General features: G+C 70.3%; 16 protein-coding genes and 1 pseudogene. 13 read left to right on the forward strand and 4 right to left on the reverse strand.

What is annotated here, in order from left to right:
* The first annotated feature begins 100 nt into the window (after positions 1-100).
* The 3 genes from ACE1OA_RS28025 to ACE1OA_RS28035 all read left to right on the forward strand — a co-directional run bounded on the left by ACE1OA_RS28025 (position 101) and on the right by ACE1OA_RS28035 (position 4,576).
* A complete protein-coding gene (locus ACE1OA_RS28025; protein WP_356779977.1) occupies positions 101-799 on the forward strand; it encodes an HAD family hydrolase in 699 nt (232 codons plus the stop codon).
* 531 nt (positions 800-1,330) lie between these two features.
* Positions 1,331-2,920, forward strand: coding sequence for an ABC transporter substrate-binding protein (locus tag ACE1OA_RS28030; protein WP_356601031.1), 1,590 nt, complete (start codon positions 1,331-1,333; stop codon positions 2,918-2,920).
* Positions 2,921-2,995: 75 nt separating this feature from the next.
* Positions 2,996-4,576 carry an ABC transporter substrate-binding protein gene (locus ACE1OA_RS28035; protein WP_356779975.1) on the forward strand — a complete coding sequence of 527 codons (1,581 nt, stop codon included), beginning with the start codon at positions 2,996-2,998 and terminating at the stop codon, positions 4,574-4,576.
* Between the two features lie 107 nt (positions 4,577-4,683).
* Here the strand turns inward: ACE1OA_RS28035 and ACE1OA_RS28040 are convergent, their stop codons facing one another.
* Both ACE1OA_RS28040 and ACE1OA_RS28045 read right to left on the reverse strand, forming a co-directional pair.
* Positions 4,684-5,355 carry a response regulator gene (locus tag ACE1OA_RS28040; RefSeq protein WP_147977227.1) on the reverse strand — a complete coding sequence of 224 codons (672 nt, stop codon included), beginning with the start codon at positions 5,353-5,355 and terminating at the stop codon, positions 4,684-4,686.
* 10 nt (positions 5,356-5,365) lie between these two features.
* A complete protein-coding gene (locus ACE1OA_RS28045) occupies positions 5,366-6,268 on the reverse strand; it encodes a RecB family exonuclease (RefSeq protein WP_261992065.1) in 903 nt (300 codons plus the stop codon).
* A 134-nt stretch (positions 6,269-6,402) separates the two neighbouring features.
* Here ACE1OA_RS28045 and ACE1OA_RS28050 point away from each other — a divergent pair, with 134 nt between their 5' ends.
* The 3 genes from ACE1OA_RS28050 to ACE1OA_RS28060 all read left to right on the forward strand — a co-directional run bounded on the left by ACE1OA_RS28050 (position 6,403) and on the right by ACE1OA_RS28060 (position 9,408).
* Positions 6,403-7,689, forward strand: a complete 1,287-nt coding sequence (locus ACE1OA_RS28050) for a site-2 protease family protein (protein WP_356601029.1) — start codon at positions 6,403-6,405, stop codon at positions 7,687-7,689.
* Between the two features lie 18 nt (positions 7,690-7,707).
* Positions 7,708-8,595: a tRNA (adenine-N1)-methyltransferase gene (locus tag ACE1OA_RS28055; protein WP_019884997.1), complete on the forward strand. Its 888-nt coding sequence runs from the start codon at positions 7,708-7,710 to the stop codon at positions 8,593-8,595.
* 231 nt (positions 8,596-8,826) lie between these two features.
* A complete protein-coding gene (locus ACE1OA_RS28060; RefSeq protein ID WP_356601027.1) occupies positions 8,827-9,408 on the forward strand; it encodes a hypothetical protein in 582 nt (193 codons plus the stop codon).
* Between the two features lie 78 nt (positions 9,409-9,486).
* Here the strand turns inward: ACE1OA_RS28060 and ACE1OA_RS28065 are convergent, their stop codons facing one another.
* On the reverse strand, positions 9,487-9,798 hold the full coding sequence (locus ACE1OA_RS28065; RefSeq protein WP_147977223.1) for a ferredoxin: 312 nt from the start codon (positions 9,796-9,798) through the stop codon (positions 9,487-9,489).
* A 242-nt stretch (positions 9,799-10,040) separates the two neighbouring features.
* Here ACE1OA_RS28065 and arc point away from each other — a divergent pair, with 242 nt between their 5' ends.
* From arc to prcA, 6 genes and pseudogenes are all read left to right on the forward strand, one after another.
* On the forward strand, positions 10,041-11,807 hold the full coding sequence (gene arc, locus ACE1OA_RS28070) for a proteasome ATPase (RefSeq protein WP_356601026.1): 1,767 nt from the start codon (positions 10,041-10,043) through the stop codon (positions 11,805-11,807).
* A 222-nt stretch (positions 11,808-12,029) separates the two neighbouring features.
* The gene (dop, locus tag ACE1OA_RS28075; protein WP_356601025.1) at positions 12,030-13,541 is read left to right on the forward strand and encodes a depupylase/deamidase Dop; all 1,512 of its coding nucleotides are present in this window, start codon (positions 12,030-12,032) and stop codon (positions 13,539-13,541) included.
* A 143-nt stretch (positions 13,542-13,684) separates the two neighbouring features.
* Positions 13,685-13,897, forward strand: a complete 213-nt coding sequence (locus ACE1OA_RS28080) for a ubiquitin-like protein Pup (protein WP_260230259.1) — start codon at positions 13,685-13,687, stop codon at positions 13,895-13,897.
* A gap of 224 nt (positions 13,898-14,121) precedes the next feature.
* Positions 14,122-14,313 (forward strand): annotated as a pseudogene (locus ACE1OA_RS28085) (endonuclease domain-containing protein); the annotation flags it as partial.
* Positions 14,265-15,104, forward strand: coding sequence for a proteasome subunit beta (prcB, locus tag ACE1OA_RS28090; RefSeq protein ID WP_356601024.1), 840 nt, complete (start codon positions 14,265-14,267; stop codon positions 15,102-15,104). The pseudogene ACE1OA_RS28085 and the gene prcB, both read left to right, overlap by 49 nt.
* A gap of 70 nt (positions 15,105-15,174) precedes the next feature.
* A complete protein-coding gene (prcA, locus tag ACE1OA_RS28095) occupies positions 15,175-15,936 on the forward strand; it encodes a proteasome subunit alpha (RefSeq protein WP_356601023.1) in 762 nt (253 codons plus the stop codon).
* Positions 15,937-16,034: 98 nt separating this feature from the next.
* Here the strand turns inward: prcA and ACE1OA_RS28100 are convergent, their stop codons facing one another.
* Positions 16,035-17,054 (reverse strand): LacI family DNA-binding transcriptional regulator, encoded by a 1,020-nt coding sequence (locus ACE1OA_RS28100; RefSeq protein ID WP_432753560.1) that lies wholly within the window; start codon positions 17,052-17,054, stop codon positions 16,035-16,037.
* Positions 17,055-17,190: 136 nt separating this feature from the next.
* Between ACE1OA_RS28100 and ACE1OA_RS28105 the strand changes: the two genes are divergently transcribed.
* Positions 17,191-18,513, forward strand: coding sequence for an MFS transporter (locus ACE1OA_RS28105; RefSeq protein ID WP_356601021.1), 1,323 nt, complete (start codon positions 17,191-17,193; stop codon positions 18,511-18,513).
* Positions 18,514-18,522: the final 9 nt, after the last annotated feature.

An 18,522-nucleotide genomic window follows, 5' to 3' on the forward strand; every position in this document is an offset into this window, starting at 1 on the left:
GGTGATCGAGACGTACACTGGTCGGTCCAGTGCAGGCCGGTCCCCCTCCCCGTACCGGGAGGGGGGCCGGCCTTCTCGTCCCTCCATGGAGGTGTGCCGGATGACCAGTACGGTCCCCGCGTCCTTGTTCCGTACCAACGGGAGCTCCGCCCTGCAGGCGGTCTTCCTCGACATGGACGGCACCCTCGTCGACACCGAGGGCTTCTGGTGGGACGCGGAGGTCGAGGTCTTCCAGGACCTCGGGCACCGGCTGGACGAGTCCTGGCGCGACATCGTCGTCGGCGGCCCCATGACCCGCAGCGCGGGCTACCTCATCGACGCCACCGGCGCCGACATCACGCTCGCCGAGCTGACGGTCCTGCTCAACGACAAGTTCGAGCAGCGCATCGACCGTGGGGTGCCGCTCATGCCGGGCGCCGAGCGACTGCTGGCCGAACTGGCGCTGCACAACATCCCGACGGCCCTGGTCTCCGCCTCGCACCGCCGGATTATCGACCGGATCCTCGCCTCGCTGGGGCGCGACCGCTTCACCCTCACCGTGGCCGGTGACGAGGTGATCCGTACCAAGCCGCACCCGGAGCCCTATCTGACGGCCGCCCGCGGCGTGGGCGCCGAGCCCGGGCTCTGCGCGGTCATCGAGGACACGGCGACGGGCGTGGCGTCCGCCGAGGCGGCCGGCTGCCGGGTGGTCGCGGTGCCCTCGGTGGCGCCCATCCAGGCGTCGGAGGGCCGGGTCGTCGTCCGCTCCCTGGAGGAGGTCGACGTACCGTTTCTCCGCACCTTGATCACTGGGGTCTGATCATTTGAGCTTTGTCTGAGCTTCAATTCTCCGCAGACACGGAAGGGAACGCTCAGCACTTGATCGTGCATTTTCCGTGACCGCGACGTGAAGCCCCACGGGAGACCGCGCGGAATTCCCCGGCCACCCGCCGAAAGAGCACCGGCGTGACCTTGGTCACGCAGCGTGCGGACCGGCGGGTGGCCTTCGTGCGTCCGGTGTCCGGTTCAACCCCGTTCGACCCCTCCCATGTGTCCTGATTCATCAAGTGATGCACGAAACATGCCTCCGCATGACTATCGGGCCTCTCGCATTCATGATCACTATGCGATTACCCGGTGAGGTGATCGGAGGCCGGTAATACCGGCATCGCCCATTAATCTTTCGCGAGTACTTCGCCCCATATCCACGTGCCCCCGGCGCATACCCCAGTCGCCGCGAACACAGGACCGATCGCACACCATCCCGGCCCGATCGCCCGCCCTGACCGGGCGGCAGTGGCGGAGTGTTCGTACCCCGCTGAAACAGTGCCGGATGAGGAGACTGTCCAGGATGAACCGCAAGACCTTGGTGCTGCCGGCCGTGGCCGGCCTGCTCGCCCCGCTGCTCGTCGCCTGCGGCGGCTCGGACGAGAGCAGAGCCATCGTCGTCGGCACCACGGACCAGTTCCTCGCCACCAGCGAGGCCCCGGCGCCCCTCGACCCCGCCTTCGCGTACGACACCGGCGCCTGGAACATCCTGCGCCAGACCGTGCAGACGCTGATGCACGCGCCCCGCGGCGGCGGCGAGCCCGTGCCCGAGGCCGCCGAGAGCTGCGCGTTCAGCGACAAGGCCAGCGAGAGCTACCGCTGCAAGCTGCGGGAGGGCCTCACCTTCTCCGACGGCTCGCCCGTCACCGCCGAGGACGTCAAGTTCTCCGTCGAGCGCGTGCTGAACATCAAGTCCGACAACGGCACCGCGGCACTCCTCGCGAACATCGACGCCATCGAGACCAAGGGCGACCGCGAGATCGTCTTCCACCTCAGGACGCCCGACGCGACCTTCCCGTACAAGCTGTCCACCCCGGTCGCCGGCATCCTGAGCAAGAACAAGTACGGCGCCAAGGAGCTCCGCGAGGGCTTCGAGGTCGACGGCTCCGGCCCGTACACGATGAAGGTCGAGCGCGACGGCGACCGCATCGCCAAGGCCGTCTTCACCAAGAACCCGAACTACAAGGGCGACATCACCCTGCGCAACGACAAGGTCGAACTGCGCTCCTTCGCCGACGCGGACACCATGGGCAAGGCCCTCGAGGACCGCCAGATCGACATCATGACCCGCTCGATGTCGCTCGACCAGATCAAGAAGTTCACCGAGACCCCGCAGGCGGGCATCGAGCTCACCGAGGTCCCCGGCCTGGAGATCCGCTACCTCGCCTTCAACACCGAGGCCCCCGCCGTCAAGGACAAGGCCGTCCGGCAGGCCATGGCCTCCGTGGTCGACCGCGGCGCACTCGTCAGCTCGGTCTACGGCGAGACCGCCCAGCCGCTCTACTCGCTGATCCCCTCCAGCATCACCGGGCACTCCACCGACTTCTTCGACATCTACGGAGAGCCCAGCGCCACCAAGGCCCGCGGCATCCTGCGCGACGCCGGCATCAAGACCCCGGTGAAGCTCACGCTCCACTACACCACCGACCACTACGGCTCCGGCACGAAGAAGGAGTTCGAGACGCTGCAGCGGCAGCTGAACTCCACAGGACTCTTCCAGGCCACCGTCGAGGGCACCGAGTGGGCCAAGTTCCGCCCGGCGCAGAAGCGCGGCGACTACGAGGTCTACGGCCTCGGCTGGTTCCCCGACTTCCCGGACCCGGACAACTACGTCGCACCGTTCCTCGACGCGGACAACTTCCTCAACACGCCCTACGTGAACAAGGCCGTCCGCGAGCAGCTCATCCCGCAGTCGCGCCGCTCGGCCGACCGCACCGCAGTCAGCCCGGTCTTCGGAGAGATCCAGGAGACCGTGGCCAAGGACGTGCCGCTGCTGCCGCTCTGGCAGGGCAAGCAGTACGTCGCCGCCCGCGACGACGTGACCGGCGTCGAATGGGCTCTGAACACGTCCTCGGACCTGCTCCTTTGGGAGTTCGGCCGGGGCAGCGCCTGACCGCTCCACCAGCTCGGTGACACCGGTCGCGCACGGGGCGCGGCCGGCCTGGCAAGAGATCAAGAGGCAAGTTCTGTGAAGCACAACAAGTGGCTGACGGCCCCGCTCGCCGCGGGTCTGTCCGCCGCCCTGCTCAGCGGCTGCGGCGCGGAGCAGGGCGGGGGTTCCGCCGGCTCCGGGGGCAACATCCGCGTCGGGATGTCGGACGAGGTCCTGGCGACCGATCCCGCCGCCGGTTACGACCCCGGCTCCTGGCTGCTGTTCAACAACGTCTTCCAGTCCCTGCTGAGCTTCCCCAAGGGCACCTCCACGCCCGAGCCGGAGGCCGCCGAGAAGTGCGGCTTCGAGTCGGGCAGCAAGGTCTACCGCTGCACCCTGCGCGAGGGCCTCACGTTCTCCAACGGCAACGCCCTGACCGCCGAGGACGTCAAGTTCTCCTTCGAGCGCGCGCTGAAGATCAACGACCCGTCCGGCCCGGGCCCGCTGCTGTCCTCGATCGACACCATCGAGACCCCGGACGACCGGACCGTCGTCTTCCGGCTCAAGGTCCCGGACGCCACCTTCCCGAGCAAGATCGCCTCGGGCGCCGGCTCGATCGTCGACCACCGCGAGTACGCCGCCGACGCGCTGCGCACCGACGGCAAGGCGGTCGGCTCCGGCCCGTACAAGCTGGAGTCCATCAGCGACACCGAGGCCGTCTTCTCCGTCAACTCCTCCTACAAGGGCAGCGCCCAGCCGAAGAACGGCGGCGTCACCCTCAAGCTGTACGACGGAGACCGCGAGGCCCTCTCGAAGGCCGTCGCCGACCAGGACATCGACGTCGCCTACCGTGGCCTCGCCGCCGACGACATCGCCGCCCTGGAGAACTCCGCGACGACCGACGACCGGGGCATCGAGGTCGTCCAGGGCACGAGCGCCGAGGTCCAGCACCTGGTGTTCAACGTCAAGGACCCGGTCGTCGGCAAGCTCGGCGTCCGTCGGGCGATCGCCCACCTGGTGGACCGCGAGGCCCTCGTCCAGGACATCCTCAAGTCCACGGCCACCCCGCTGTACTCGATCGTCCCGGCCGGCGTCGCCGGACACAACACCGCCTTCTACGACACCTACGGCAGCCCCGACGCGGCCAAGGCCAAGAAGGCGCTCCGCAAGGCCGGCATCACCGACAAGGTGAAGCTCACGCTCTGGTCCACGCCCAGCCGCTACGGTCCCTCCACCGACCAGCAGCTCAAGGCGATAGCCGAGCAGCTCAACGCCAGCGGCCTGTTCGACGCCGACGTCCAGTCCGTCGCCTTCGAGCAGTACGAGAAGGACATCGCGGCCGGCAAGTACGGCGTCTACGTCAAGGGCTGGGTGCCCGACTACCCCGACGCCGACAACTTCACCGCCCCGTTCTTCGGCGAGGGCAACGTCCTCGGCAACAACTACGAGAACGACACGATCACCGGCACCCTCCTCCCGAGGACCTCGGCCGCCGCCGACCGCGGCGCCACCGACGCGGACTACGGGAAGCTCCAGGACCTGGTCGCCGACGAGCTGCCGATCCTCCCGCTGTGGCAGGGCAAGCAGTACGCGGTCGCCCGCGACAACGTCACGGGCCTGGAGTGGACCCTGGACGCCTCCACGGTCTTCCGCTTCTGGGAGCTCAAGAAGAACTGACCCGCCGGACGCCGCCCCTCCCGGGCGGCACGAAGGCGACAGGCGACACGACGAGGGGCCCGGAGCGCGACCAGCGCGCCGGGCCCCTCCCGCACGTCCCCGGGGCGCTACTGCGCGCCCGGCCGCACCAGACCGCTCTCGTAGGCGTAGACCGCCGCCTGCACCCGGTCGCGCAGCCCCAGCTTCGTCAGCACGTGCCCCACGTGCGTCTTCACCGTCGTCTCGCTGACGAACAGGTCCGCCGCGATCTCCGCGTTCGACAGACCACGCGCCACCAGCTTCAGCACCTCGACCTCACGCTCGGTCAGCGTGTTCAGCGTGTCCGGCACCTGCTCCTCGCCCGACGGCAGGTGCGCCGAGTACTTGTCGAGCAGCCGCCGTGTGATCGACGGGGCCAGCATCGCCTCGCCGGCCGCGACCACCCGGATCGCCTGTACCAGCTCGTTGGCCGGCGCGTCCTTCAGCAGGAAGCCGCTCGCCCCCGCGCGCAGCGCCTCCACCACGTACTCGTCCAGATCGAACGTGGTCAGCACCAGCACCTTCGCCGGACCGTCCCGGCCGGGACCGGTGATCTGGCGCGTGGCCTCGACCCCGTCCATCCGCGGCATCCGGATGTCCATCAGCACCACGTCGGGCTGCAGCGCCCGGACCTGCTCCAGGGCCTGGAGGCCGTCCCCGGCCTCACCGACGACCGCGAGGTCCTGCTCCGCCTCCAGAATCATCCGGAAGCCGGTGCGCAGCAGCGGCTGGTCGTCGACCAGTAGGACGCGGATAGCCACAGGAACTCCTCTACGGGGCGGGCGGGACCGGCCCCATTCTGCCCTGACCCGATTCGCCCGACTCCGGCGGGCGCGCGGAAACGATCTCCAGCGGATACACCGGGGGCGTACCGCCGAACTCCGGGCACACCTCCTGGTGGTCGCACCAGCCGCACAGCTTCGTCGGACGGGGCCGCCACTCGCCCGTCTCGGTCGCCAGCCGGATCGCCTCCCACAGCGCCAGCAGCTTGCGCTCCACGCGCAGCAGGTCCGCCTCCACCGGGTCGTACGTCAGCACGTCCCCGCTGCCCAGGTAGACCAGCTGGAGCCGCCGGGGCACCACCCGCTTCAGCCGCCAGATCACCAGCGCGTAGAACTTCATCTGGAACAGCGCGCCCTCGCTGTACTCCGGCCGCGGCGCCTTGCCCGTCTTGTAGTCGACGATCCGCACCTCGCCCGTCGGCGCCACGTCGATCCGGTCGATCACGCCCCGCAGCCGCAGCCCCGAGTCCAGCTCCGTCTCGACGAACAGCTCCCGCTCCGCCGGCTCCAGCCGCGTCGGGTCCTCCAGCGTGAACCACCGCTCGACCAGCCGCTCCGCCTCGCCCAGCCACTGCGCCAGCCGCTCGCCCTCCGCGTCCTCGGCGAACAGCCCGGCCAGCTCCGGCTTCGACTCGAGCAGCCGGTCCCACTGCCCCGGGATCAGCGACTTCGCCCGCGGAGCCGTCCGTTCCACGGCCGGGGCGTCGAAGAGCCGCTCCAGGACCGCGTGCACCAGCGTGCCCCGGGTCGCGGCCTCGCTCGGCTTCTCCGGCAGCCTGTCGATCACCCGGAACCGGTACAGCAGGGGACACTGCATGAAGTCGCTCGCCCGCGAGGGCGACAGCGACACGGGGGCGCGGGGCCCCGCCGGCGGCTGCTCGCTCGTACTCATGACGAAGACCCTACGACCCGCCACCGACAGCGAGCGGAATACCATCGACGACAGACCCCCTCACACTGCATGATCGAAACGTGACGCAGTGCCGCGACGAAGCGGATCACGCAGCTCGGCCACGAAAGGATCCCGTGAACCAGGACGACGAGCGCGGCGAGGACCACCGGCCGCGATCCGGCGCATCGGAACCCGGGCCCGCGACGCCGCAGCCGACCGGAGGCCCCGCCGGCGACGGCGGCGGAGGCAAACCGCGACGGTCCGAGGATCCCGGCGGCGGCATCCTCATGGGCCGCCCCTTCGGCGTGCCCGTCTACGTGGCGCCCAGCTGGTTCCTCGTCGCCGCCCTCATCACCTGGGTCTTCGGCGACCAGATCCAGCGCGTGCTGCCCGACCTCGGCGCGGCCCGCTACCTCGTCTCGCTCTTCTTCGCCGTCGCCTTCTACGCCTCCGTACTGGTCCACGAACTGGCCCACACGATCGCCGCCCTCCGCTTCAAGCTCCCGGTGCGCCGCATCCAGCTCCAGTTCTTCGGCGGCGTCTCCGAGATCGAGAAGGAGACCGAGACCCCGGGCCGCGAGTTCGTCCTCGCCTTCGTCGGCCCGCTGCTCTCCCTCGTCCTCGCCGGCCTCTTCTACCTCACCCTGTACGCCGTCGAGCCCGGCACCGTGCCCGGCGTCCTGCTCGGCGGCCTGATGATCTCCAACCTGATCGTCGCGGTCTTCAACCTGCTGCCCGGGCTCCCGCTCGACGGCGGCCGGATGCTGCGCGCCGTCGTCTGGAAGATCACCGGCAAGCCCATGAGCGGCACCGTCGCCGCCGCGTGGGTGGGGCGCGCGCTGGCCGTCGCCGTCCTCATCGGCCTGCCGCTGCTCACCCGCACCGGCCTCCTCGGCAACGAGACCGACGACATCAGCGGCATGGACACCGTGACCGACGCCCTGCTCGCCGCGATCCTCGCCGCCATCATCTGGACCGGCGCCGGCAACAGCCTGCGCATGGCCCGGCTGCGCGAACACCTCCCCGACCTGCGCGCCCGCAGCCTCACCCGGCGCGCCATCCCGGTCGAACCGGCCACGCCGCTCTCCGAGGCGCTGCGCCGCGCCAACGAGGCCGGAGCCCGCGCCCTCGTCGTCGTCGACGGCCAGGGCGCCCCCACCGGCCTGGTCCGCGAGACCGCCATCGCCGGCGTCCCGCAGCACCGCCGCCCCTGGGTCGCCGTCAGCGGCCTCTCCCAGGACCTCACCGACGGCATGCGGGTCCCGGCCGAACTCACGGGCCAGCCGCTCCTCGACCACCTGCGGGCCAGCCCCGCCTCCGAGTACCTCGTCGTCGAGGACAGCGGCGAGATCTACGGCGTCCTGTCCGCGGCCGACGTGGAACGCGCCTTCGTCCGGGCCATGGCAAGACCCTCCTCGTAACCCCGGTACTCTGGTCACATGTCCGAACCGACCGGTGCCGCCCGCCGTCGCGGGCCCTTCAAGGTCGGGGACCAGGTCCAGCTCACCGACCCCAAGGGACGCCACTACACGTTCACGCTCGAGGCCGGAAAGAACTTCCACACCCACAAGGGTTCTTTCCCCCACGACGAGCTGATCGGTGCTCCCGAGGGCAGTGTTGTCCGTACCACGGGAAACGTCGCCTACCTTGCGCTGCGCCCCCTGCTCCCCGACTACGTCCTGTCCATGCCCCGCGGCGCCGCCGTGGTCTACCCCAAGGACGCGGGGCAGATCCTGGCCTTCGCCGACATCTTCCCCGGCGCACGCGTCGTGGAGGCCGGGGTCGGCTCGGGCTCGCTCAGCAGCTTCCTGCTCCGCGCCATCGGCGACAGCGGCATGCTGCACTCGTACGAGCGCCGCGAGGACTTCGCCGAGATCGCCAAGGGCAACGTCGAGCGCTACTTCGGCGGTCCGCACCCGGCCTGGCAGCTGACCGTCGGCGACCTCCAGGACAATCTGTCCGACACGGACGTCGACCGCGTCATCCTGGACATGCTCGCTCCCTGGGAGTGCCTGGAGGCCGTCTCCAAGGCGCTCGTCCCCGGCGGCATCCTCTGCTGCTACGTGGCGACCACCACCCAGCTCGCGCGCACCGTGGAGTCCATCCGCGAGTTCGGCTGCTACGCCGAGCCGCAGCCGTGGGAGTCCATGATCCGCAACTGGCACGTCGAGGGCCTGGCCGTCCGCCCGGACCACCGGATGATCGGCCACACCGGCTTCCTCGTCACCGCCCGCCGTCTCGCCGACGGCGTCGAGCCTCCGATGCGCCGCCGCCGGCCCGCCAAGGGCGCCTACGGCGAGGACTACGAAGGCCCCAACAAGGGCTGACGTCCCCCCGGGCCTGACGCCCCGACAACCACAGCGCGCCGCCGTCGAGTTCCCGCCCCGCCGCGGGGAACTCGACGGCGGCACCTTCACGTTCGGGCACGTTCGCGTTTGCTTTCGGCATTTCCCCGCCCGGCCCGCCAGGATCCCGTACCCCGGCTGTTCCGCCCGCCTGTGACGTGTGGCACGATGCCCGGAACTCCTTCCGCACCACCCTCACAGGAGACGTCTCGCGTGCAGCCCTCCGCCGTCCCGGACCTCGCGCACACCCACGCCCGGCCGGTGCACTGGCTGGCCACCGCGACCGCGATGGCCGCCGTCGTCGCCGCGGCCGGCCTGCTGCAGCCCGGTGCGGCCACCGCCACCACCGAGGCCGGACCGAAGACCGCCCCCGCCGCCGCGCCCGCGGCCGCGCCCGCCCCGGACGCCGCCGGAGCCGACTACCCGTTGCAGTGCGGGGGAGGGCCGAGCAAGGTCGTGCGGCAGGCGCAGGGGGATCTCGACGGGGACGGCGACCCCGAGACCGTCGCAGTCGTGCACTGCGAAGCCGGATCCGGCACCCCGCCCAGCGGGATGTACGTCCTCACCCGGGGAGAGAAGGGCGCCGCGCGCGTGGTGGCCACCCTCGTGGAGCCGACGCAGCAGAAGAGCGTCGCGGACCTGGCCGTGCGCGACGGGGCGGTCACCGCCACCCTGCTCGGCTACTCGTCCCCGGACGTGCCCAGCTGCTGCCCCGACGAGCAGGAGAAGGTCAAGTGGCGCTGGCGGGGCGGCGCGTTCGTCCGCGGTGGCCAGGACGACGCCCGGGCCCTCTGAAGGATTTCACCGGCCTCACGGATCCCGCCGCGGGCACGGTCCTCGGCGACGGAGCGTGAGCGTCACGCCCCCGGATCGTCACTCCGCGTCAGGGCCGTAGACCTCGACCCGGTCCGCGACCCGGCGTACGTGGATGCAGTCGCCGGGGCACTCCTTCGCGGAGTCCACCACGTCCTGGAGCAGCGGCAGCGGCACCGGCGTGGTGGCGCCCGCGTCCTGCAGCAGCTCGTCGTCGGCGCTCTTCACGTACGCCAGGCCGTCGATGTCGAGCTCGAAGACCTCGGGCGCGTACTGCACGCAGATGCCGTCCCCGGTGCAGAGGTCCTGGTCGATCCAGACCTCCAGCGCCTCGCCGGCGCCCGTCGTCGGGGCCTCGTGCTGCACGGTCATGATTCCTGCCGTTTCTGCGTCTGGTTCGTAAGTCCGGTCAAGCCTGACGGGTGTTGACCACTGACGACGATACAACCGCCGGCTTTCCGATGTTGATGGGTGGGTATTCACCTGGCGTGAGGGGAAGCGCAAGGGTGAAGATCGGACACACCCCGACAGTCTTTGTGATCTAGGGGTTTCAATCACCACCCACGCAGGTAGGGTCAGGAAGCGTCCAGCTCCCCTTGGAGGAGGTGAGGACCGTGGCAGCCCACGACGACGACATCAACCGCGGCATCCGGCCGGGGCGGGGGTCTGAAGACCCCGCCGGCCAGGTTGCCTATCTCGAGCAGGAAATCGCCGTCCTGCGCCGCAAGCTCGCCGACTCTCCGCGCCATACGAGGATTCTCGAAGAGCGGATCGTCGAGCTGCAGACAAACCTGGCCGGCGTGTCCGCGCAGAACGAGCGGCTCGCCAATACCCTCCGTGAGGCCCGCGACCAGATCGTGGCCCTCAAGGAGGAGGTCGACCGGCTCGCACAGCCGCCGGCCGGCTTCGGTGTCTTCCTGCAGACGAACGAGGACGGCACCTGCGACATCTTCACCGGGGGCCGCAAGCTCCGGGTGAATGTCAGCCCCAGCGTCGAGCTCGACGAGCTCCGGCGCGGCCAGGAGGTCATGCTCAACGAAGCGCTCAACGTGGTCGAGGCCATGGCGTTCGAGCGGGCCGGGGACATCGTCACCCTCAAGGAGGTCCTTGAGGACGGCGAGCGTGCCCTGGTGGTCGGGCACACCGACGAGGAGAGGGTGGTGAGGCTGGCCGAGACGCTGCTGGACACCACCATCCGACCCGGCGACGCCCTGCTGCTCGAACCCAGGTCCGGCTACGTCTACGAAGTGATCCCCAAGAGCGAGGTCGAAGAGCTCGTCCTCGAAGAGGTCCCGGACGTCGACTACGACAAGATCGGCGGTCTGGGCGGCCAGATCGAGATGATCCGCGACGCGGTCGAGCTCCCGTACCTCCACCCGGATCTCTTCAAGGAGCACGAACTGCGTCCGCCGAAGGGCATCCTGCTCTACGGACCGCCCGGATGCGGCAAGACGCTCATCGCCAAGGCGGTGGCCAACTCCCTTGCCAAGAAGGTCGCCGAGGTGACCGGTCAGCCCGCCGGGAAGTCGTACTTCCTGAACATCAAGGGCCCCGAGCTCCTCAACAAGTACGTCGGCGAGACCGAGCGGCACATCCGCCTCGTCTTCCAGCGTGCCCGGGAGAAGGCGAGCGAGGGTACCCCCGTCATCGTCTTCTTCGACGAGATGGAATCCCTCTTCCGCACCCGCGGATCCGGTGTCAGCTCGGACGTGGAGAACACCATCGTCCCGCAGCTGCTCGCCGAGATCGACGGCGTGGAGGGGCTGGAGAACGTCATCGTCATCGGCGCCTCCAACCGCGAGGACATGATCGACCCCGCGATCCTGCGGCCCGGCCGGCTCGACGTCAAGATCAAGATCGAGCGCCCGGACGCGGAGGCCGCGAAGGACATCTTCGCGAAGTACCTCACTCCGACCCTGCCCCTGCACTCGGACGACCTGTCCGAGCACCAGGGCTCGAAGGAGGCCGCCGCGCACGGAATGATCCAGTCCGTCGTGGAGCAGATGTACGCGGAATCCGAGGAGAACCGCTTCCTGGAGGTCACGTACGCCAACGGCGACAAGGAAGTCCTGTATTTCAAGGACTTCAACTCCGGAGCGATGATCCAGAACATCGTCGACCGGGCGAAGAAGATGGCCATCAAGGCTTTCCTTGACCACGACCAGAAGGGCATCCGCGTCTCCCATCTCCTCCAGGCATGCGTGGACGAGTTCAAGGAGAACGAGGACCTGCCCAACACCACCAACCCCGACGACTGGGCCCGGATCTCCGGAAAGAAGGGCGAGCGGATCGTCTTCATCCGCACCCTCGTCACCGGAAAGCAGGGCGCGGACACGGGACGCTCCATCGACACGGTGGCGAACACCGGTCAGTACCTGTAGATCGCACACCGGCTGCGGATGTCCGGACCACGGGCATCCGCAGCCGGCCGCTTTTCCACCGCAGAAAGACGTAATCGATCTCCCCACCGGCGCGGAGTCGCTCTAGGCTCTTCGGTACCGCCGAGGCGCGCAGTGCGGGGACGGGCACCGCACACGCATCGGCAGAGAGCGGTACTTGAGCGCCGCACCCGAAGGGGAGCGCCGCCGGGCAAGGAGGGCCGCATGACCGTACGGCGAGTAATGGGCATCGAGACGGAGTACGGGATCTCCGTCCCGGGACACCCGAACGCCAATGCCATGCTCACCTCGTCCCAGATCGTCAACGCCTACGCGGCGGCGATGCACCGGGCGCGCCGCGCCCGCTGGGACTTCGAGGAGGAGAATCCGCTGCGGGACGCCCGCGGCTTCGACCTCGCCCGCGAGGCCGCCGACTCCAGCCAGCTCACCGACGAGGACATCGGCCTGGCCAACGTGATCCTCACCAACGGTGCCCGCCTCTACGTCGACCACGCCCACCCCGAGTACAGCGCCCCCGAGGTCACCAACCCCCGCGACGCCGTGCTCTGGGACAAGGCCGGCGAGCGGATCATGGCCGAGGCCGCCGAGCGCGCCGCCCAGCTGCCCGGTGCCCAGCCGATCCACCTCTACAAGAACAACACCGACAACAAGGGCGCCTCCTACGGCACGCACGAGAACTACCTGATGAAGCGGGAGACCCCGTTCTCGGACATCGTGCGCCACCTGACCCCGTTCTTCGTCTCCCGGCAGGTCGTCACCGGCGCCGGCCGGGTCGGCATCGGCCAGGACGGCCGCGAGCACGGGTTCCAGATCAGCCAGCGCGCCGACTACTTCGAGGTCGAGGTAGGGCTGGAGACCACGCTGAAGCGGCCGATCATCAACACCCGGGACGAGCCGCACGCCGACGCCGAGAAGTACCGCCGGCTCCACGTGATCATCGGTGACGCCAACCTCTCCGAGATCTCGACCTACCTCAAGCTCGGCACCACCGCCCTGGTCCTGTCGATGATCGAGGACTCCTTCGTCAACGTGGACCTGGCCGTGGACCAGCCGGTGCGCACCCTGCACCAGGTGTCCCACGACCCGAGCCTCCAGCACCTGGTCACGCTCCGCAGCGGCCGGACACTCACCGCGGTGCAGCTCCAGATGGAGTACTTCGAGCTGGCCAGGAAGTACGTGGACGAGCGCTACGGCGTCGACGCGGACGAGCAGACCAAGGACGTCCTCAGCCGCTGGGAGGACACGCTCAACCGGCTCGAGAACGATCCGATGAGCCTGGCGGGCGAGCTGGACTGGATCGCCAAGCGCGAGCTGATGGAGGGCTACCGACGCCGGGACGGCCTGGACTGGGACGCGGCCCGGCTGCACCTGGTGGACCTCCAGTACGCCGACGTACGCCCCGAGAAGGGCCTGTACAACCGTCTGGTGGCCCGTGGGCGCATCAAGCGGCTCCTGGACGAGACCGAGGTCGTACGGGCCGAGACGAAGCCTCCGGAGGACACCAGGGCCTATTTCCGGGGCCGCTGCCTGGAGCAGTACGCGGACGACGTCGCCGCGGCTTCCTGGGACTCGGTCATCTTCGACCTGCCGGGGCGGGACTCGCTCCAGCGGGTGCCGACCCTGGAGCCCCTGCGGGGCACCAGGAACCACGTCAAGGAACTGCTGGACCGGTGCCGGACGGCCGAGGAACTGGTCCGCGTCCTGTCGGGCGCCTGACGCCTGAAATGCCCGGGCATTGGGAATCATGGGACTAGTGCCCGGGCGTTGTACCGATTTGCGGGGCCGATGTCAGACCTGGCTTGTAGGGTCTGATCTTGAGAGACCCAACCGAGCGGGCCGATTCGAGCGGGGTGAGGGATATGGCGACCAAGGACACCGGCGGCGGACAGCAGAAGGCGACGCGTTCCACGGAAGAGGTCGAGGAGACGACCGCGGAGGCGAGCTCCGACCTTCAGGAACGCCAGGAGAAGCTGAGCGACGACGTCGACTCCGTCCTGGACGAGATCGACGACGTCCTGGAGGAGAACGCCGAGGACTTCGTGCGATCGTTCGTGCAGAAGGGCGGCGAGTAGTCACCCCTGCCTTCACTTCGAAGGCCGGAGGCGGGATGCGCGCCCCGAGGCAGGACTGAGGAGCGGCGCGCGCGGTGGGTCGTGACCCGGCCGCGCGCGTCCCCCTCCGTCACGGCGCCGGCAGGCTCCGGGCGCACCCGCGCCATGCTCCGCCGCGCGTCCGCGGCACCCGCCCGGCCGTCGCCGGGCGGACCCGAGAGGCATCCACGACGATCCGCCGTACTGCCCGCGCAGTACATGTGGATCACCGCCACGAGACGGGTAGGGTCCGTGGCATACCGTGCAGCAACTGCAATACGGGCACCGGCTCGTTGGGAGAGGATCCCGACACGATGCGTCGGGCCGACTCATACCTGGAGGGACACGCGTGGAAGCCAACACTCGTAGCACCGGGCGTCTACCAGCTGCCTTCCTGACGCCGGGGTCGTCCTCGTTCCTGGACTTCCTCTCCGACCACTCGCCGGAGCTGCTTCCCGGCAACAGGAAGCTTCCCGAGGGGATCGTCGAGGCACCCCACGGCACCACGATCGTGGCCGTGACGTTCCCCGGCGGAGTCGTCCTCGCCGGTGACCGCCGGGCGACCATGGGCAACATGATCGCCCAGCGCGACATCGAGAAGGTCTTCCCGGCCGACGAGTACTCGGCCGTGGGCATCGCCGGCACCGCCGGCCTCGCCGTGGAGATGGTGAAGCTGTTCCAGCTGGAGCTGGAGCACTTCGAGAAGGTGGAGGGGGCGACCCTCTCCCTGGAGGGCAAGGCGAACCGCCTCTCCACCATGATCCGCGGCAACCTCGGCATGGCCATGCAGGGCCTCGCGGTGGTCCCGCTCTTCGCCGGCTGGGACGAGGGCAAGGAGAAGGGCCGGATCTTCTCCTACGACGTGACCGGTGGCCGCTCCGAGGAGCACGGCTTCGCCGCCACGGGCTCCGGTTCGATCTTCGCCCGCGGCTCGATGAAGAAGCTCTTCCGCCCCGACCTGACGGAGGAACAGGCCACCACGCTGGTCGTGCAGGCGCTGTACGACGCGGCCGACGACGACTCGGCGACCGGTGGACCGGACCTCTACCGACGCATCTACCCGATCGTCACCGTCATCACCGACGAGGGCTTCCGCAGGCTCACCGAGGAGGAGTCCTCGGCGCTCGCCCGCTCGGTCACCGATCGGCGACTGGAGCAGCCCGACGGCCCGCGCGCCGCCCTGCTCTGACTCACCGTCGCCCTCTCCCGGACCGCGTCCGGGGCATCCCCAGCGCCCAGAAGAAAGGGACGGACCACCGGTGTCGACTCCGTTCTACGTCTCACCCCAGCAGGCCATGGCCGACCGGGCCGAGTACGCCCGCAAGGGCATCGCCCGGGGCCGCAGTCTCGTCGTCCTCCAGTACACCGACGGCATCGTCTTCGTGGGCGAGAACCCGTCCCGTGCACTGCACAAGTTCAGTGAGATCTACGACCGGATCGGCTTCGCCGCGGCCGGCAAGTACAACGAGTACGAGAACCTCCGCATCGGCGGCGTCCGCTACGCCGACCTGCGGGGCTACACCTACGACCGCGGCGACGTGACCGCGCGGGGCCTGGCCAACGTCTACGCCCAGACGCTCGGCACGATCTTCTCCAGCGCCGGTGAGAAGCCCTACGAGGTGGAGCTGGTCGTCGCCGAGGTGGGCGCCGAGCCCGAGGGCGACCAGATCTACCGGCTGCCGCACGACGGGTCGATCGTGGACGAGCACGGCTCGGTCGCGGTCGGCGGCAACGCCGAGCAGATCGGCAGCTTCCTGGACCAGCGGCACCGCGACGGGATGTCCCTGGCGGAGGCGCTGAAGCTCGCCGTCCAGGCGCTCTCGCGCGACACCAACGGCAGCGAGCGGGAGATCCCCGCCGAGCGCCTGGAGGTGGCCGTGCTGGACCGTACGCGTCCGCAGCAGCGCAAGTTCAAGCGGATCATCGGCCGCCAGCTGGTGCGGCTGCTGGAGGCGGACAACGCGGCGATCGCGAAGACGGACGACCCGTCGGACGAGATTCCGGACGAGTCGGCGGAGTAGGTCCTCCGCAGGCGCTCCCGTCGGCCCCGGCCCGCCCCGCGGACCGGGGCCGACGCGTACCCGGTCTCCGGTGGGGCGCCGCGGCGCGAGCCCCGACGTCAGACCGCGGGCGGCGGGCCCGAGGAGCCGCGGGGCTTCAGGGCGACGGGCAGATCGCCGGCCTGCGGCGTCTCGCCCGCCAGGACGGCGAGGAGCGCCGCCATGCCCCGCTCCCCGATGGTCTCGGCGGGCAGCCGGATCGTGGTGAGCTCGGGCTCCAGCGCCGTCGCGAGCGCCAGGTCGTCGAAGCCGGTGACCGAGACGTCCTCGGGCACGCGCAGCCCCAGCCGCCGGACCGCCTTGCAGGCGCCGGCCGCCAGGATGTCGTCGTCGCAGATCAGTGCCGTCGGCCGGGGGCCCGGGCCGGTGAGGGCCTGCTCGGCGGCGGCCCGGGCGCCGTCGACGTCCAGCGGGGCGCGGACGGTGCGTACGGACACGTCCCGCAGCGCCTCCGTCAGGGCCGCCGCCCGCACGTCGAAGGTCCAGGACGGCACGGCGGAGGCGAGGTGGACGAAGCTGCGGTGGCCGAGGCCCAGCAGATGCCCGGTGACCTGCCGCATGCCGTCGGCGACGTCGAGGTTCACGTGCGCCGCCGCCGCGGTGTCGGCGGGGTCGCTGTCCAGCATCACCAGCGGCAGATCCGTCCCCCGGAACGCCTCCAGGGCGTCGGAGGCCATGGACGAGGCGATGACGCCGTCGAGCGCGGCGCGGGCCGAGGCGAAGGGGTCCCGGGCGGGTCCGACGCCGTCGGGGGAGGGGTAGAGCACCACGCCGAAGCCGTGGCGGGCGGCGACCGTGGCGGCGCCGGTGTAGACGCGGGCGAAGAACTCGTTGGTCAGCGCCGGGACCACGAGGAGGGCGGTCCTGGTCCGGCCGAGGCGCAGGTTGCGCGCCGCGAGGTTCGGCCGGTACCCGAGCACGCGCGCGGCCTCCCGTACCGACTCCGCCGTCCGCTCCGAGACCCGGCCGCGCCATTTGTCGCCCAGCACCAGCGAGACGGTGGCCTGGGAGACCCCAGCGGCCCTGGCGACGTCACGACTGGTCGGCCGCGGTCCGCCGAGCGGTTCCGGGGTCTGCACACATGCCTCCGCGATCTACGGTCCCTGCCTGCTGCCGACCCGTGGGCTGGACCCACGGGATGTCGCCATGGTACGTATGACGCAAGACGTTATACGTAAAACCTCGGGGGTGGGCGCCGGGGGAGAGGAGACGGACATGGCCACCGAGGCCAAGGCGACGGGCGGCTATCGCGACATCCTCGGGGCGCCGCACGCCCTGCGGCTGCTCACCGGGACCCTCGTGGGCCGCCTCCCCAACGGGACCGGCCCCATCGCGATCGTGCTCTTCACCCGCGCCGAGGGCGGCAGCTACAGCCTCGCCGGCGGCCTCACCGCCGCCTACGGCATCGCCACCGCCGTCGGACAGCCCCTGCTGGGCCGGGCCGTCGACCTCAAGGGGCAACCGCGCGTCCAGCTCCCGGCCGCCCTCGTCTCCGCCCTCGGCATGATCGTCCTGGCCCTGGCCGGCATCGGTCACCTCCCCCTCGCCTACGCGGCCGTGGTCGTCGCCGGACTCCTCACCCCGCCCCTCGAAGGCGGCCTGCGCGCCCTGTGGCCGAGCGTGCTGGGGCGCGAGGACCGGGTCCACCGCGCCTACGCCCTGGACGCCGTCGCCCAGGAGGTCATGTTCACCGTCGGTCCGCTGCTGCTGACCCTCCTCGTCGCCCTCTGGTCACCCGCCGCCGCCCTCGTCGTCATCAACGTCCTCGGCGTCCTCGGCGCGCTCTCCGTCGTCGTCTCCGAGCCCTCCCGCGCCTGGCGCTCCGAACCGCGCGAGGCCCACTGGCTCGGCGCCCTGCGCTCGCCCGGACTGCTCGCCCTGCTCGGCTCGTTCTTCTTCGTCGGCCTCGCCCTCGGCTCCATCACCGTCGCCGGCCTCGCGTACGCCGACGACCAGGGCAACGAGGCGGCCTACGGCTGGCTGATGGCCGCGCTCGGCCTCGGAGCCCTCATCGGCGGTGTCGCCTACGGCGCCCGCCACTGGTCCGGCGCCCCCGAGCGGCGGCTGCGCGTCATCGTCGGCCTGCTGGCCCTGTGCTACCTGCCCCTGATGCTCACACCCGGGGTCGTCCCGATGACCGCGCTCGCCGCGCTCTCCGGCGTCTTCCTCGCCCCCGCCCTCGCGTGCGGCTTCATCGTCGTCGACCGGCACGCGCCGGCCGGCACGGTCACCGAGGCCTTCTCCTGGCTCGTCACCACCTTCGGGGTCGGGGCCGCCCTCGGCTCGGCCGTCGCCGGACCCGTCGTCGAACTCTCCGGAACCACCGCGGGCTTCGGTGTCGCGGGCGCCGGAGGTTTCGCTGCGCTCCTGGTCCTCCTGGCCACCGGTCGCGTCCTCGGGACCCCCGGCCGCAGGACACGACACGCCGTGGCCGCCGGCGGCGGGAACCCCGGACACGCCGAAAAGAACACGCACTCATCGGAAAATGATCGAAACGGGGCCGCCGAACCCGGTTTCAGCGCAGGGCATCAGGCGTAATGTTCAGTC

It is taken from the genome of Streptomyces sp. JL2001 (genome assembly GCF_050917515.1).
In the GTDB taxonomy this organism is placed as follows: Bacteria; Actinomycetota; Actinomycetes; order Streptomycetales; family Streptomycetaceae; genus Streptomyces.